The following is a 15724-nucleotide window of genomic DNA, read 5'->3' as shown; positions in this document are numbered from 1 at the left end:
TGCCAGTTGATTCATCAAACCTATCCGTTGTGCGGTATACGTATCGCATATGAGTGATGCTCCGCGACGAGAACTCGCAGAAAAGATTGCCGGAGAAGTGGCATTGAGTGACGATCCAGGAGGAACACTCCGTAAATGGCGAACGGATTTTGACGTGACCCAGACCGAACTTGCAAACGAACTTGATGTTTCTTCATCTGTCATCAGCGATTATGAAAGCGGCCGTCGAGAAAGCCCAGGAATTGCATTGATCCGGCGGGTGGTGTTTGCTTTACTCGATATTGATCAGCGTCGAGGTGGTAATCGTATCCGACAATATGCCCGGGTTCTGTCAGCAGGATTTGAGAGTGATGTTGTCCGAGACCTTCAAGAATATTCTGCTTCAATTCCAATTGAACGTGTCTACGATGCTATTGATGCCGAAGAGCTTGTCTCTGGTGACTTTGATACTGTTACTGGACACACAATCATCAATAGCATTGCTGCTATTCGCCGCCTCTCCAGTGACGATTTCTTCCGACTGTATGGACAATCAACCAGTCGTGCGCTAGTCTTTACGAACATTACTCGGGGGGAATCTCCACTTGTTGCGCTACGTGTTGTGAATCCAACGCCAAATGCTGTCATTCTACATGGTCTTGATCGTGAGGAGCTCTGGGACCATGCTCCTGATCTAGCCCGGGTAGATGGATTTTCACTCGCACTGACAAACATGGATGTCGATAAGCTCTCTGATAACCTCCGATCACTATGTCGGTAATGTTGGAGTAATTACATTCGCCTACATACTGAGAGTCTGTCCGACACAACAGTAGTCTTTTGAATCCGCCGATGAAATTATCGTGGCAATGGGTATCAAGTGCTCGCTGCTTGGTCATCGATATGGAGAGACCGAGACCGAAAGCGAACGAGAGATTCGTGGCGATGAAGTAGTTATCACAAAACGAGAGTATAAAATCTGCTCTGCTTGTGGTTCACGAAAGCTGGTAAGCGAGAGCAAAGAGGTTCGATCAAACCACGCGAATACCTCCCCTGATGCTTCCGAAGAAATGTCCACAGTTGATCAGGCTCCTTCGGCAACTGATAGGCCTACTTCGGAATCAGCCGGTGGGACTATGGCTGCTGATCCTACCGGACAACCTGAGTCGACCACAGACACACATAGTGGAAACACGGAACCATCGGTTGCTGCTGGCCGGTCTGATCAGCACCGCAATTCAGGGAAACCTGAGACTGAATCACTTAGCTCTGCCGCCTACAGCTCGGATCCAGATTATGTTTCTGAAGCCACTGAGGATGATGCTGTTATTCTTAATGATGACTCTGAAACATCCTCTTCGAATGCCGCGCAAAAAGGGTCCCCAGGCGTTGACTTAGATGACACTGAAGACTCAGAGGATCTCTCTGCGTCACCGGATCCTTCATCCGAATACACCCCTTGGCCACAACAAGAAACGGAAGATCAAGGGTTCGATGCCACTGCTCCATCTGAGCAACCAACGGAAGATGTTGATATTGGCCCTCCAGAACAAATTGAAGGCAGCTTAGATCCTGCTGAAGTTGACCTTGCTACGGAGGGAGATCCGCTCATCTGTCCAGGATGTGGTCATTCTGATCACAGCTCAAATGGATCACTTCGGCGAGGAGACATCTGTCCCCAGTGCTTAGAGGAGTACATGGTAGTAGATGAAGAACACAACAAGTAAACCGAAGCACTGCCGAATACTGACCTATGAAAGAATACAAAATGCGACGCGGGGAACACCTTGATGACCGCGTTCCAGATCTGAAAGCCAAGATTGAAGAGTACTTCGGACCGGTTGAAGGTACTGAAGACTACAAAGGAAATGATCTATATGTTGTCGAAGATCCAGATAATGCGTCGTTTGAGCGGATCATAGCAGGAGCAGCAGAATATTCAGGCAAGAAAGACAAACTTGCTGTCCACTTTGAGGAACGATCTCCAGCTGAGCTGATTGAAACTGGTGATGTTGATGCCGCCGAAGAGGCACTTTCACTTAAAAATGAGTTTCTGGAGGAAGTGACAGGTCGTGATGCCGAATCTCGCCGAAAATCAATGAAACGATCCGTTGAAGACGATTCAGATCACGACTTCGAAGCTTAATTTGTTGGTACTTTCTGCGCCTGTGTTATCACAATCTTTAGCTGATTGTAGACGCTAATCCCCCGTCCTCAAGGACCGCCAACGACAGCGAGTAGGTAGAGGTAGTTCACTCACGGTGCTGTTTCCACGCCCGATACCCCCCAGACAAGTTCCAGACTGTGTCAGCATCAATTGCCTCATGACTTGCTAACAACCGGGCTGCCTGTCTTGATGCTTCACCAACGTCACAGACTACAACAATCGGTTCCTCCCATTCTCTCGTATCAATCTGTTGTACCAGCTCGTTCATTGGGATATTCTTCGATTTCTGTATGTGTCCTGCTTCGAATTTTTCCGGCGCTCGTATATCAATGATGAATGGGTCGCGTTCGTATTTCCATTCTTCTAACGTTTCTACCGTTATTTCGTCAACCATTGCTGTTTATGAGATCTCAAGTGTCCGTGCCTGTTAAGCCATTGCCTGAATTTCGACTTTATCAAATGTCTTTCCTGTCCAGATCCATCCAGCTATTCGTTCTGGGTCTAAACTCACGATCACATATAAGTGATCTACCCATGCTGCCTGTTGATGATCAGTCTCGCTCGGGGAGGAAGGGCCTGTTGGATGTGAGTGGTAGAAGCCAACTACCGACTGAGATGTTTGTTCAATTCTGTTAATGATACCGATCAGTTCTTCCGGATCAATGTGGTACTCTCGCTCAGTCGTTTCTGCGATGTTTGTTGCAGAATATCTCGATGTAATCTGAGTTTTGTGTCCACTATCCTTGCCAGCAAGAACACCACAGCACTCATTTGGCGCTGCCTGTCTGGCATGCTCAAACAGCTGGTCTGCAACCTGTTCTGTAATCGTGATCACACACCAAGTAGTTGAGAATTACATATAAACGGACGGACGTGTACTGAGAGTTATCTTTTCACACACATCAATCGGAAAAGTCAGGTACCCCGGGGGTTGAAAATCTATCACGAACGATGTTTCGGAAGGTTTTGGTTGCAAACCGAGGGGAAATCGCTATCCGGGTTATGCGCGCTTGTGAAGAGCTAAACGTCGGAACTGTCGCAGTATACAGTGACGCTGATAAAGATGCTGGCCATGTTCGGTACGCAGATGAAGCGTACAATGTTGGCCCCGCCCGAGCAGCAGATTCGTACTTAGACCATGATGCAGTTATTGAAGCGGCACGCAAAGCAGATGCAGACGCCATTCACCCAGGGTACGGATTCCTTGCTGAAAACGCTGAATTCGCTCAGCGCGTTGAACAGGAAGAAGGTATTACCTGGGTTGGGCCCAGCAGTGACGCGATGGAGTCGCTTGGTGAGAAAACAAAGGCTCGATCCATCATGCAAAAGGCTGACGTCCCTATCGTCCCCGGAACAACCGATCCTGTGACCGAGCCAGAACAGGTCGAAGAATTTGGTGAAAAACACGGCTATCCGATCGCCATCAAGGCAGAAGGCGGTGGCGGTGGCCGCGGCATGAAAGTTGTGCGTGATGAGTCTGAAATTGAAGAGCAGCTAGAATCTGCACGCCGTGAAGGCGAAGCCTACTTCGATAACGATTCCGTTTATCTTGAACGGTATCTCGAAAAGCCACGCCATATTGAAGTTCAGATTCTCGCGGATGAGCACGACAACGTCCGACATCTTGGTGAACGCGACTGTTCACTGCAACGCCGTCATCAAAAGGTAATCGAAGAAGGTCCCTCACCAGCGCTTTCAGACGAACTCCGAGAGGAGATCGGTGAGGCTGCTCGACGTGGTGTTGCAGAGGCAGAGTACACAAACGCTGGTACCGTTGAGTTCCTTGTTGAGGACGGAGAGTTCTATTTCCTTGAAGTTAATACACGAATCCAGGTTGAACACACGGTTACTGAAGAACTAACAGGCATTGATATTGTCAAGTGGCAGCTCCGAGTCGCAGCTGGGGAAGAACTCTCTTTTGAACAAGATGACGTAGACCTCGAAGGACATGCAATGGAGTTCCGTATCAATGCAGAGAATGCAGCAGATGATTTTGCCCCTGCATCAGGTGGTACTCTAACGACCTATGATCCACCAGGCGGCATTGGCGTTCGTGTCGACGATGCACTTCGACAGGGAGATGAACTTGTCACCGACTATGACTCGATGATTGCTAAGCTTATTGTTCATGCGAGCGACCGCGATGAGTGTATCTCACGAAGCCTCCGTGCTCTTCGCGAGTACGATATTGAAGGAGTTACGACGATCATTTCGTTCCACCGGTTGATGCTGACAGATGAAACCTTCAATGAAGGAACTCACTCTACAAAATATCTCGATCAGGAACTTGACGAAGCTCGTATCGAAAATGCGCAGCAACAGTGGGGAACACAGCCGTCTGGATCAGCAGACGAAGAAGAGACGGTCTCTCGAGAATTCACTGTTGAAGTTAATGGCAAGCGTTTTGACGTTGACCTTGAGGAACATGATCCGCCAACGATCGCTACAGAACAGGATTCCAGTGGTGGACTCGCTGAAAGACCGGACGCTGCAGAAGATAGTAGCACAACCACCAGTGGTGCGGGCGAAGTGATTGAGGCGGAAATGCAAGGTACAATCCTTGATGTCAACGTCGATGAAGGTGACGAGGTTGGTGCTGGTGATGTTGTCTGTGTACTCGAAGCAATGAAAATGGAGAACGACATTGTCGCTGAAACTGGTGGCACTGTCTCTGAGGTACCAATCGAGGCTGGTCAGAACGTTGATACAGGCGATCCACTTGTAGTCCTCGAGTAAGACTCGCATTACTCAACTACCCGCTTGAATCCTAAATCCCTGATCGAAAAGCTTCGACTACAGTACTGTATCCCCGGCAGTAATTAGCAACATAGGTTTATGAATTGATGGTAAATAAAATTGCAAACAAGGTAATCACTAGTTCAGGTTCAGCACCTCCTACACTGATTCAGTACAGTACCAATCCGACAAGCATTACAATTGTCTCTGGGATTCCAACCAAATTGCTAGTAGCCTCGAGATGAGCGCCAGAAATTCAGTTATTATCAAATCGATCCACCAACTCATCAACCTTCTCTTGACTGTATTGCTTGATCAGCGGCTTACAGGCATCTCCAATAGCACGCCGGCACTCGCTTGCTGAATGGTATTCCAACTTGGCAGCAGCTTCTTCCCAACTTCGATACTGTAACGCTCGCATTACAAGCAACTGTTGTTGCTGTGTTGTGAGCTCACTAGTATCTGTACTGGGATCCGCAAAATATCGCAGTGTGAGAATACTAAACGGACGAGGGGCGACGTCCATGTTGCCAGGGCCATAGGCTACACTGACGACGACATTCCACTCCCACTCTGTCATTGGCGGTACTTCCAGTGTTTCATACTCAATACTACTCAGCACGGCTTGAATAATCCCTGCGTCCGCCTCACTGAGTGCATCTGCAATAACATGCCGAATTCGTGATGACAGCCGTCTTGATGTTCGATTAAACAACTCTCTGCCGACTGCTGTTAGCGGTTGTAGCATGATCACAGAGTACTTACCGCTTTTCTCGTTCCTTTTTGTCCCAAAATGTATTGTTTGATACCCGTTCCTTTGCCAGAATCTCAGTAGGTCTGTTGTAGCACTATATGCAACACCAAGCCAGTCAATTGTTCCTGGCCATTCTCTGATACCTGTCTCTAGTTCCCTTTCCAGTTCCGATAGAAGTCGTGTTCCAAATCCTTTTGATTGTATCACTGGGTGCGTTGCAATCCGTAGGACGCGCGCACCAATTGGCTCCCCTGCCTGTTCGTCTCGAAGCTGTCCAGTCAGTACGTCTGGGATCATATTCCCTCTGACCTGATTCCCTTCGTGAACTCACCCCGGGGTCAAGCCCCGGGGCAGTCGCCTTGTACCGCCTGTACATCCGCCTCCGCTGATCCTCACTAAGGCCTCCTTCTCGTGCAACCACTGCAACTGCCAGTACCGTTTGATCGTCAACTATCGCTCGGATCGCTGTGTTCGGACTATCCAGTATCCGGTGTATGTCATTCGGTTCTGTCTGATAATGTGCATATACCAAGATTCCAAATATCTCGTGTCGCAGTTGCCGATCTTTCATCAATGCTTCAGGACTGATGGAACGATACTCAGGTGCATCGAGGGATATATCGGTTACCCGTTGCTCAACGGCTGGTTTTGCGTTTAAGTGTAATGCTTCGAACATCCAGACCTCAATCGGATCAGCCTCAGCGTACCGTACTGGCTTTTTAAGGTCAACTTCATGTACTGTGTGGTCGCTATCAGTCAGTGTTCCCTTGAATCGAAGGGAGAATCCCCTTCCAGCTCCTTCGTATCCGTGAACAGTTGTCGCAAACACGATCCGATCAAAGCTGAGGGCGCATTCCAAGATATTTACTGGTAACGCGGCTGCTTCATCGACAATCAGGATATCGGCACATTGGTCAGGAATCTCTGCTGGCTTACAGCGGTAGCGAGGCGAAAGCCCACCCCTTCAGGGGTGTGGATGAAGCCGACATGATATGTCACAAACAACGTGACATAGACCGGTTGTAATCCCAACGTTTATTCTATGCGAAATACTATAAGTTGGTAGGCATGCGACATGCTGCTGCGGGGAACGTGCTCACGCTCAAGCTGGCCACGAGTGCGTCTCAACTCTTACATTCACACACCTTCGCAGCCCAACCAGCAGCGGTTGGCATGTCACCCAAGCGCTCCCCACGTGTGGCTGTAACGGGGAGTGGGGCCGATGGCCCGGCCCGCTGCTCACGGTGCTGGACGCCCGTGAGTGTCACTCCCTTCTTGGGAGGGCAACACCGAGTGGATACCCAACACGCCACACCCCCGTTTGGGGGCCAAAGGTGCATCAGCGAACCCGCACGTTCACAGCCGGGGTAATCAATCTGGGTGGATTACCCACGGAGGAATCCCACGACTTCAGTCGTGGGAGGAGGTCAAAAAAACGGATGGTTCCACTTGACGTTGTTATCTTTGTCTCGTTATTTGAGCACGTCTCTACTCCCAGTCTCTCAAGTAACTTGCTCGCATGTTCGAATACTGGTCGTGCGTTTTGGTATGCTGGTGCGGTTACCACAATATTGTAGCCCATCGTGGCTAAACATGCTGCACCGATCCCAGCTACTGCCGATTTTCCTCTGCCTCTATTTGATTCAAGACTAACTGCTGTTGGTGCTGTTGTAAGGCTCTCAATGGCCTGCAATGCCTGTCGCTGGTCGTTGGTCTGGCAGTACTGATAGGCTTGATCTGGAAATGTTGTTCCAGATGGTCGTTTCTTGTTGTTCTCAGTAACATATCGAGGTGCCGGATGTGTCTGTCCGTCTTTGACTACTGACTCACGTTCGAGGCTTATGATACAAATACCCCGATGACGTTGTAGTGTTTTTATCAAATGCTCTCGGAAGTGTCCAGTGACGTCATTGATATCGAACGGTGGTACTGCCAGATATTGATCAATATCGCTTCTGGTTTCGGCCCATTGATCAACATCTGGCATAAGGAATATGCCCAATCCAGCCCCGTCGATACCCCCTGTCGCTCGTCCAATCCCGTCTGGTGAAAATGCAGTATGCAGGTCATAAATCACTCCCGTATTGGTTTGTCCGAGAAGTGCTGATGTTTCCTGTCGATTGACTGTTTCACAGGGAAAGCCTGCGTATGAGCTAACTGCGGTGGTATCTTCCCATGGAATCCCACACCCATCGATGATTTGCTCAGCAAGCGCATATCCTGCCTCTCGATCGCCAGCTAAGACAATAATTCGACGTTCATTCACCGTGCTTGCCTCGGTATACAATGTTTGCGCCTGCTTTACGACCTTGTTTTTCAACATATCAGCGTACGCGGTATACAGGTGTTTTCCTTGTTAGTATTTTGCTGTCAGTACACCTGTTATTATGGCGTTTTTTAGCGTGTGTCCGGCTACCACGGGGAGTTACATTTGAAAGCGCTTTTATTGGGGTGTAACGTTATACCGGAATACATCCTGCTCTGGGTTGATGATGCTCCTAGCCACACAGGATTCTCCCGCATCTGCGGGTCAGTAGTCCGAAAAAGGCTACTGATACGGCGGGGGAGCGTGAGCCCATTGCAGGGAGGTGAAACACTATGCCAGTTTATGTAGACTTTGACGTACCCGCGGACCTTCAAGACGACGCCGTCGAGGCGCTTGAGGTAGCCCGGGACACCGGCCGAGTAAAGAAAGGAACAAACGAAGCAACCAAAGCAGTTGAGCGCGGCACAGCCGAGCTGGTTCTTATCGCTGAAGATGTTCAGCCAGAAGAGATCGTAATGCATCTGCCAGAAATAGCAGATGAGAAGGGTATTCCATACGTATTTGTTGATACCCAAGATGATATTGGACACGCTGCTGGTCTTGAAGTTGGTAGCGCGGCCGCAGCAATTGTTGATGCTGGTGAAGCATCAGACGATGTTGAAAACATAGCTGAAAAGGTTGAGGACCTGCAATAATAACCCATGAGCGCGGAAGAATCCGAAGACGGTTCGACACCAGCGGAAGTAATTGAAATCGTCGGCAAGACGGGAATGCACGGCGAGGCTATGCAGGTTAAGTGCCGCATCCAAGAAGGAGAGAATCAAGGCCGTATTATCACTCGAAACGTCCTTGGTCCCGTCCGCGAAGGAGATGTGTTGCAACTGCGTGAAACTGCACGTGAAGCAGATGCAATTGGAGGCCAATAAACCATGGTCGAGAAACGAACTTGTGACTACAGCGGCGAAGAAATTGAGCCCGGAACGGGCGTTATGTATGTGAAAAACGATGGTACCGTGCTGCACTTCAAGGATTCGAAGTGCGAGAAAAACTATTTCATGGGCCGTGAACCACGCGATCTTGAGTGGATTGAAGACGACGGTGATAATTGATGTCTGAGCGTACGTTCGTCATGGTGAAGCCTGATGGCGTTCAGCGTGGACTGATCGGAGAAATTATCTCCCGATTTGAAGACCGAGGGCTCAAACTTGCTGGCGCGAAGTTCATGCAGATTGACGAGGACTTAGCACATGAGCACTACGGCGAACACGAAGACAAGCCATTCTTCGATGATCTTGTCGACTTTATTACTGCTGGCCCAGTTATGGCGATGGTCTGGGAGGGGCAAGACGCGACCCGACAAGTCCGTCGCATGATGGGTGAAACCGATCCTGCTGAATCTGCTCCAGGAACTATCCGCGGTGACTTTGGTCTTGACCTTGGTCGGAATGTTATCCACGGCTCTGACCACGAAGATCCAGGCGCAAATGAGCGCGAAATAGAGCTTTTCTTTGATGACGAAGAGCTCGTCGAATGGGAACAAATCGACGAGACGTGGCTCTACGAGTAATATAGTCAGCACTTCTTCTGACTCACTCTTTGCCTCAGTAGTATCGACCACCCGCTGTCGATTCTGATACTGATTTCCAGGACCAAAATAGTTCTCTACCACTCAAAAATAAGTGAGGCTCGGCTCAGTCTGCTGAGGTCGGTGCCTTTATATCGATTTCACCAGAATCTAACTCAGCTTCCACCTCTCGTGTTGCTTGGACAAGATTCTCCATTTTCTTGTACGCAATCTCCCGTGGTAGCAGCTTTACACCACAGTCTGGCGATATAACAAGTTGCTCAGGTGGGACGACTTCCAGCCCTTTCCTTATGTTCTGTTTGATTTTCTCAACCGATTCGACTTCCGCAACGTGTGCGTCAACAACTCCGAGTGCGAGATCCTTTGTAAATTCTGGTTCTTTGAACACGTCGATTTGCTCGAAGTCTCCATTGGCAAGCTCAAGATCAAGTTCATCGACTGGGAAATCCAGAATCTCCGGATAAATCCGTGAATAGTCACCATAACAGACATGTAGGCCAATCCGGATATCTTCGTCAATTCCATCAACAATTCGCTCAAGTGTTTCTCCGACAATTGCGTGATCGTCTGGCGTTGTGGCAAGTGCCGGCTCGTCAATTTGTATGTAGCGAGCACCGGCTTCAACGAGTTTTTCAATCTCTTCGTTTACCAGATCGGCAAGCTGGTTTGCGAGCTCAGCATCATCTTCATAGATTTCATTGAAACTCCAAGAGGCCAGTGTGTACGGTCCAGTAATTGGAACCTTTACTGGTCGGTCCGTAATTGATGAGGTAAATTCATATTCATCAACTAGCCACGTCTCACTGTACTCGACTGAATCAACGACCGACGGCTTGTCGAAGTAATTGTGACCCCATACTTTAACCGGCCCGTTGAATTCATATCCTTTGATCCGATGTGCGAAGTACTCAACCATCTCATTACGCCGCATTTCTCCGTCAACGACGACATCAATGCCTGCTCGCTCGTGTTCATCGGTGATTAGACGAGCAGCATCATCTTTTGCTTCTTCCCATGCGTCTTCATCAAAATCCGCATCTTGATCCTCGTACAGTTCCCGCGCACGATTGTGCCATTTTGGCTTTGGATACGAGCCGACGACTGTCGTCATCAGGAAGTGGTCGTGGTCGTGATCCTCTGGCCTAAATTGTTCTTTGCTCATGCTTCCACCTCCGTATACTCAGTTGCCGCACCAAGTGCGTCGAGTTTTTCACCGAATCGATTCATTGGTAGATAGAATAGACCTGTATTTGACGTAATATACGCTGTCTCTGGTTTGCTAGTTGCGCTGGTAAACTGATCGACGCGATTGTTGATCTCTGCTGACGATTCAACGCGCGTGTTCTGTCCATCAACAACCCCGAGTACGACAGAATCCGGTATGCCATACTCGGTTGCAACCCGCTTGTTTTTCTCTGCAGCATTGATCAAATCAAACCCAACTGCATCAATATCCGTATCGAGCACAGTCGTGTATGTATCCTCGTCGAATGCTTCCCAATATGGATGAAGAAGTACAGGTGCATCCACCGCATTGCTTACTGTATTAAGCGCTTCCTTTACTGCACTTAGCACATCATCTTCCGGTGGTGCCGTTACAAGCGATGGGTCCGGTAGAAAGAGTGCTTCGACCTCTGGGAAGGCATTTGCTTCTTCAGCAAGGAATTCCCCAACTGCATTAACAAACGTCTGTTCATCACTGTAATACTCATCTGTTGCCAGATCGGCAAGTGAGTACGGACCTGGTAGCACTGCCATTAGTGAGTCAGTTTGCTCCTCTGCTTCTTCAAGTTCTGCCGCAATGTCCCCATTAAATGAGAGCTCATCTGTCACGACAGTTTCACGGTAGAAATTGTTATTATCGTAGTATCTCACAATCCCACGCGTATCAACAGCATCGTGTACTGCAAATGGGTGAACTAACATATCGTCCCACCGAAGTTGCCCCTCGACAACGAGGTCAAGGTTAGCCTCTTGTTGTCGCTCAATTACCTGTGATCTGGATTCTTGATAGACGTCGATAATCTCTTCACCTTCGTCACCGCTGATTAAATCGTGTTTCTGGTGGCCTTTGAGATCCTCTAGATCTCGTTTGGCCCAGTCCGGGAGTGGATAAAGTCCCGGTGTTGTAGCTACCAATTCTGTCATTCTACTGTAGATATGTAATGATGGTCTTTAATATTTGCGAGTCGGTTTTATGACTGAGAGTTATTACTAGATAATCTTCAGCACAACAAGTGTTTCAAACGGGTAATTGTCTTCAGCGATGACTGCTGCAGATCGTCCTGTCCTCTCAACACTGTCAATAACCTCATCAATTCCTGTGAGTGTTGAGATTAGCAGATACAGCACCCCATCCGGCTTTAAGACCCGTTGGCTTGCCTCTAGTAGCTGATCTATGACATCCTTTCCAGACGTCTGGCCTGATAATGCAACTTCCATCCAGTCGTCAAACGTTCCTTCTGGTGAATCTGGTAAATACGGTGGATTACAGACAATAACATCAAATGCATCTCTATGAAACGGCTCAACGAGGTTTCCTCGAATAACCTCAATACCTCGATTTTGCGCCTCCTGGCAGGCATGTGGATTAATGTCTGTTCCAATGACTGGGACTTCTGCGTGCTTTTTGATGTACTCGGCAATAAACCCGGATCCGGTTCCTACATCTAACACCCGAGGATTATCATCGCGATTCTGCAGTTCGGCACTGACTGACTTTGCTAGTAGGTATGAGTCCTCAGCGGGCTGATAGACTTTTCCGTCTAACCCGCGACGCTCTTTGAGATCAGTCATCTGTGTATGCTACTGCTTTTTCGGCCAGTGTAGCAAATTCTTCAGGAGTAATGTTCCCAGGTCGTTTACGAAGTAAATCTTCGCTTATTTCCTCAACAAGCGCATTTGCGTCTGTAATTCCAGAGATATGCGTTGTGTTCCGGATTGCATTTCGCAGTGTCTTTCGACGCTGTGTAAATACTGCTTTCACGAACCGCAGGAAAAATTCTGGATCGCTTACTGTATCTGCTCCTATAGTTGGCTGTAGCCGAACCACAGCACTTTCTACTGCTGGTGGCGGGGAAAATGCTTCTGGAGGAACCGGTTCGACAATTTCTGCATCTGCGTAGTAGTCTGTGCTCACTGATAACCGTCCATAATCACTTGTTCCTGGTTCTGCAACCATCCGTTCTGCAAACTCTTTTTGAACAGTGACAACCAGTGGTCGACCCTTTGGCAACAATCGGAAGAGTATTTCACTGGAGACTCCATATGGTAGATTCGAGACAGAACTGTCAAATTCAGGAAGTTCAACTGAAAGAGCATCTCCTTGGATTACCGTCATTCTTCCTTCTTCGATTGCATCTGCAAACTCTTTCCGTAGGAATTCTACTAACTCCTGATCCCTTTCAATAGCAATTACGTGGTCTCCAGCGGCGAGCAACCGGTCGGTAAGTGCACCCGTTCCGGCACCTATCTCGAGGATTGTTCCGGTGGTAGCGGTTATCTCATCCAAATACGTAGGTAGCCGATCAAGTATTCGATCATCAATTAAGAAGTGCTGATCCTTCTTCGGGTTCCCGCGCACACCCGCTCGTGCCAGCAACTGGTCTGGATCGCGCATCATCTATTCCTCGTCTCGTCCAACGAAAATCTGATACTTTAAATCGTCTTCTTGTAGCTCCTCAGTGATACGCTCGACAATTACTCCCTTTGGATCATGAAGCCCAGACACTCGCTCCTCGATCTCATCGAAGTCATCAAACGGCTTTCGCTTTCGTTCGTCAAGGATTCCATTTCGGAGTTTCTTCCCGATCCCAGGTAAAAGATTTAGCTGGTGCAACCGAAGTGTAATCGGTTGAGCCGTATTATAGAACTCAACAAACCGATCTTCTTGTGCCTCGACGATCTCTTCGATTACATAGTCGAGTTCTGATTTAGCTCCGCTCGATAAATCCTCGTATTCAACCTGTCGAATCGCTTCAATTCCAACCCGTTTTTCAGCTGGTTCAACAATTATTTCATCACCAATTGTCACATCCGGATTATCCTCAAATGCAATCTCAAATAATCTGAAAGATTCTGGACCAACAGCATATGCTACTGGAGACCGCTGATACTGTGGACTGCTGTCATCCGTACGCCCATGTGCGAGGAAATCAAGAACCACTGCATGTGTGGCTTCCTCACTGCTGTCGGATTGGCTCATTGTTGTATCCTAAGAGTACCGGATACTTAACAATGGTTGTACACGTCGATGTGATTGTCAAAAATGTGTGACGACTCCGCGTGATTGTATGTCGGATTATACGTACTTGGCAACAATATTCAGAATCTCGTCAAGTTCGTCGCCAGTAAGCGTATACCGATCTTTAGCGTATATTGTCCGCAGTTCATCGCGGGTTTCAGGGAGAAGGTCTGCAATTTTGTATGCGGTCTTTTCATCGACCTTTTCGAGTTCCTGTAGTTCAGCGACTAGTTCCTGTGCCTCATTGGCTTCAAGAACCGCAAACTGATTTGCGTGTTCAATTGCTCGTGCCAATTCATATGTTACTTCACGCTCATCCTGCATTGCCCGTTCCATCTGAACCTCTTCAAGCAGCTCCTTTGCCTCAGAAATTGTCAAATATTCTTCGTCAACTGTCTCTTTGAAGATAGTCATTCCTGAGAGACGAGGTGGGCTGGATTCGCAAGAACTGTTTTTTCAGCGTTGCCATCTTCAACCTCGACCTTGTATGCAGACCCCTGCATACCAACGACTTCACCTGTCAGTCCATTAAACCGAGGATGGAATTGTCCATCCGGAATGCTCGGATCAAGTCGAAGATGAACGATTTCTCCCTCTTCAAACTCCGCGATTGATCGCTGCGGCGGGGAAATTCCCCGTTCACGCGGATCATTTTGTAACTTGTTCCGCGTTCCTTGTTTTGGTCCATTCGATTTTGGCATATACCGTTTTTGCGTAGGTGGCGGCTTAAAGGGTTCGTTTATCAATTGTGTAAATGTGATCAACCTTGCCCGACTTGACCTGACTAGACACCGGTTATTGCTTGATCATCAGCATCCTGTGTTTGGACTTTCTATCTGTTCCCTAATTTACCAGAATCGGTCAATAATGACTATGTCCAGTCGTCTAACCCCGTCTGCTGTGTGGCTGTCGTAATCCGTTCTAGACTTCGCTCAATCTCCGTGGGTTCTATTTCCCAGTTCGATGTAAGGTACTCCCGAGCTACGTCGACATCAGGAGCAACCGATTTATCAAACTTATATTCACTTGTCACTGTTGGATCACGAAACAGCGATTGAATTCGATCGGCCATTGGAACTTCAACATTATTTGCTTCGAGTACTGCATCAAGTGTTCCATGCTTTTTGATAGCCTTGATCGCAGTTCTTGGACCAAACCCGTGTACCCCATCATTGAAATCTGTTCCACAGAGAATCCCTGCTGCCACGAGTTGCTCAAAGCTGATGTCGTGTTTTTCAAGCGTTTTTGAAAGATTCATTCGCTCAATATTTCCAGAGCTTGTTAGCTTTCGATACGTAGTTGGTGCACCAAATAGCAGGGTATCGTAGTCTTCAGATCCGACACCATCAACTGCACCCTCTTTTGCCATGTGGGCTGCCTGTGCTTCCCCCTCTGCTGGTGCCTCAATGACAGGACAGTCAAGTATCGATAGTAGCTCTCTCGATGTTTCTAGTATCGTTGGAGTCAACCGCTGTGTTTGCGACTGCAACCGTGCGATTTCAACCTGATCACCCTCTTCTTTGGCCGTTTCGAGTTGCTCCTCGCGTTGCTTTCGACTTTTACGCCTTGCCTTGATTTCATCTTCCTTCAGATCAGTTGGAATCCCATCAAAAACAAATACCGGTGTAATATCATGCTCAAGTAGCTTCGATACTCCTTGGACAATTCCAATTAGATTTGCCACCTCAGTGCCATCACTCGTCGTGTACGCCTCACTGTTTGTATATCGTACAACGATTGTCAGATACCGGTATAACCAGTTGTGTGTATCAATGGCAAGTGTCGATCCTGCAATATCGTCCATTGCCATCGATTCGATCGCCGCAATTTCTCGTAAATCCGGATTTCCCATTATCTGAGAATGTACTCTTACAGAGGCTTCAAACTTTCATCAACTGCCAACAATCGTTACGGAATCTCAATGGGTATACCAGTCTACCCAGTTGGGTCAGAGGCCGAGGTTACTGACGACCCTCGGGGTTAACCCTGAAGAA

Annotated in this window: 19 protein-coding genes and 3 pseudogenes; 8 read left to right on the top strand and 14 right to left on the bottom strand. The window is 48.2% G+C overall.

Annotation, left to right across the window (positions count from 1 at the left end; all coding sequences use genetic code 11):
- Positions 1-49 precede the first annotated feature (49 nt).
- The 3 genes from K0C01_RS01590 to K0C01_RS01580 all read left to right on the top strand — a co-directional run bounded on the left by K0C01_RS01590 (position 50) and on the right by K0C01_RS01580 (position 2125).
- Positions 50-760 (top strand): helix-turn-helix domain-containing protein, encoded by a 711-nt coding sequence (locus K0C01_RS01590; RefSeq protein WP_221170328.1) that lies wholly within the window; start codon positions 50-52, stop codon positions 758-760.
- An 88-nt stretch (positions 761-848) separates the two neighbouring features.
- Positions 849-1706 carry a DUF7093 family protein gene (locus K0C01_RS01585; protein ID WP_221170327.1) on the top strand — a complete coding sequence of 286 codons (858 nt, stop codon included), beginning with the start codon at positions 849-851 and terminating at the stop codon, positions 1704-1706.
- 26 nt (positions 1707-1732) lie between these two features.
- On the top strand, positions 1733-2125 hold the full coding sequence (locus K0C01_RS01580) for a DUF5611 family protein (protein ID WP_221170326.1): 393 nt from the start codon (positions 1733-1735) through the stop codon (positions 2123-2125).
- A gap of 106 nt (positions 2126-2231) precedes the next feature.
- On the opposite strand, the gene K0C01_RS01575 is transcribed toward K0C01_RS01580, so the two are convergent.
- Together K0C01_RS01575 and K0C01_RS01570 are read right to left on the bottom strand one after the other, a co-directional pair.
- Complete coding sequence (locus K0C01_RS01575) at positions 2232-2540, bottom strand: rhodanese-like domain-containing protein (protein WP_221170325.1); 309 nt, start codon at positions 2538-2540, stop codon at positions 2232-2234.
- Between the two features lie 33 nt (positions 2541-2573).
- Positions 2574-2981, bottom strand: a complete 408-nt coding sequence (locus tag K0C01_RS01570) for a desampylase (protein WP_221170324.1) — start codon at positions 2979-2981, stop codon at positions 2574-2576.
- A gap of 116 nt (positions 2982-3097) precedes the next feature.
- On the opposite strand from K0C01_RS01570, the gene K0C01_RS01565 reads away from it, so the two are divergent.
- Positions 3098-4882: an acetyl-CoA carboxylase biotin carboxylase subunit gene (locus K0C01_RS01565; protein WP_221170323.1), complete on the top strand. Its 1785-nt coding sequence runs from the start codon at positions 3098-3100 to the stop codon at positions 4880-4882.
- 256 nt (positions 4883-5138) lie between these two features.
- Here the strand turns inward: K0C01_RS01565 and K0C01_RS01560 are convergent, their stop codons facing one another.
- The 4 genes and pseudogenes from K0C01_RS01560 to K0C01_RS01550 all read right to left on the bottom strand — a co-directional run bounded on the left by K0C01_RS01560 (position 5139) and on the right by K0C01_RS01550 (position 7959).
- The gene (locus K0C01_RS01560; protein ID WP_255568423.1) at positions 5139-5756 is read right to left on the bottom strand and encodes a GNAT family N-acetyltransferase; all 618 of its coding nucleotides are present in this window, start codon (positions 5754-5756) and stop codon (positions 5139-5141) included.
- Positions 5757-5798: 42 nt separating this feature from the next.
- Positions 5799-5945 (bottom strand): annotated as a pseudogene (locus tag K0C01_RS12625) (GNAT family N-acetyltransferase); the annotation flags it as partial.
- Positions 5946-6300: 355 nt separating this feature from the next.
- A pseudogene (locus K0C01_RS12990) lies at positions 6301-6558 on the bottom strand (tRNA(Met) cytidine acetyltransferase); the annotation flags it as partial.
- Positions 6559-6975: 417 nt separating this feature from the next.
- Entirely contained in the window at positions 6976-7959 is a 984-nt protein-coding gene (locus tag K0C01_RS01550) for a tRNA(Met) cytidine acetyltransferase TmcA domain-containing protein (protein WP_221170321.1), read from the bottom strand.
- 275 nt (positions 7960-8234) lie between these two features.
- On the opposite strand from K0C01_RS01550, the gene rpl7ae reads away from it, so the two are divergent.
- From rpl7ae to ndk, 4 genes and pseudogenes are all read left to right on the top strand, one after another.
- Positions 8235-8597 (top strand): 50S ribosomal protein L7Ae, encoded by a 363-nt coding sequence (gene rpl7ae / locus K0C01_RS01545; protein ID WP_221170320.1) that lies wholly within the window; start codon positions 8235-8237, stop codon positions 8595-8597.
- A 6-nt stretch (positions 8598-8603) separates the two neighbouring features.
- Entirely contained in the window at positions 8604-8828 is a 225-nt protein-coding gene (locus K0C01_RS01540) for a 30S ribosomal protein S28e (protein WP_221170319.1), read from the top strand.
- A 3-nt stretch (positions 8829-8831) separates the two neighbouring features.
- Positions 8832-8996, top strand: a pseudogene (locus tag K0C01_RS01535) (50S ribosomal protein L24e); the annotation flags it as partial.
- Between the two features lie 14 nt (positions 8997-9010).
- Positions 9011-9469, top strand: a complete 459-nt coding sequence (gene ndk, locus K0C01_RS01530) for a nucleoside-diphosphate kinase (protein WP_221170317.1) — start codon at positions 9011-9013, stop codon at positions 9467-9469.
- Positions 9470-9593: 124 nt separating this feature from the next.
- Here ndk and K0C01_RS01525 read toward each other — a convergent pair whose 3' ends face one another.
- The 8 genes from K0C01_RS01525 to fen form a co-directional block, all read right to left on the bottom strand.
- A complete protein-coding gene (locus K0C01_RS01525; protein ID WP_221170316.1) occupies positions 9594-10649 on the bottom strand; it encodes a methionine synthase in 1056 nt (351 codons plus the stop codon).
- Positions 10646-11635, bottom strand: a complete 990-nt coding sequence (locus K0C01_RS01520; protein ID WP_221170315.1) for a 5-methyltetrahydropteroyltriglutamate--homocysteine methyltransferase — start codon at positions 11633-11635, stop codon at positions 10646-10648. The genes K0C01_RS01525 and K0C01_RS01520 overlap by 4 nt, the downstream gene beginning before the upstream one ends.
- Before the next feature lie 66 nt (positions 11636-11701).
- Positions 11702-12283, bottom strand: coding sequence for a HemK2/MTQ2 family protein methyltransferase (locus K0C01_RS01515; protein ID WP_221170314.1), 582 nt, complete (start codon positions 12281-12283; stop codon positions 11702-11704).
- Positions 12276-13106 (bottom strand): 16S rRNA (adenine(1518)-N(6)/adenine(1519)-N(6))-dimethyltransferase RsmA, encoded by an 831-nt coding sequence (gene rsmA / locus K0C01_RS01510; RefSeq protein WP_221171166.1) that lies wholly within the window; start codon positions 13104-13106, stop codon positions 12276-12278. The genes K0C01_RS01515 and rsmA overlap by 8 nt, the downstream gene beginning before the upstream one ends.
- 3 nt (positions 13107-13109) lie before the next feature.
- Entirely contained in the window at positions 13110-13691 is a 582-nt protein-coding gene (locus K0C01_RS01505) for a DUF655 domain-containing protein (protein WP_221170313.1), read from the bottom strand.
- A gap of 96 nt (positions 13692-13787) precedes the next feature.
- Complete coding sequence (locus tag K0C01_RS01500) at positions 13788-14144, bottom strand: RNA polymerase Rpb4 family protein (protein WP_221170312.1); 357 nt, start codon at positions 14142-14144, stop codon at positions 13788-13790.
- Entirely contained in the window at positions 14141-14431 is a 291-nt protein-coding gene (locus K0C01_RS01495; RefSeq protein WP_221170311.1) for a 50S ribosomal protein L21e, read from the bottom strand. Before K0C01_RS01495 ends, K0C01_RS01500 begins: the two co-directional genes overlap by 4 nt.
- Positions 14432-14601: 170 nt before the next feature.
- Positions 14602-15582 carry a flap endonuclease-1 gene (fen, locus tag K0C01_RS01490; RefSeq protein ID WP_221170310.1) on the bottom strand — a complete coding sequence of 327 codons (981 nt, stop codon included), beginning with the start codon at positions 15580-15582 and terminating at the stop codon, positions 14602-14604.
- Positions 15583-15724 lie beyond the last annotated feature (142 nt).

The organism is Salinarchaeum sp. IM2453, from assembly GCF_019693215.1.
GTDB lineage: Archaea > Halobacteriota > Halobacteria > Halobacteriales > Salinarchaeaceae > IM2453.
The sequence above is the reverse complement of the archived record's forward strand: the minus strand, read 5'-3'. Positions and strand labels throughout refer to the sequence as shown.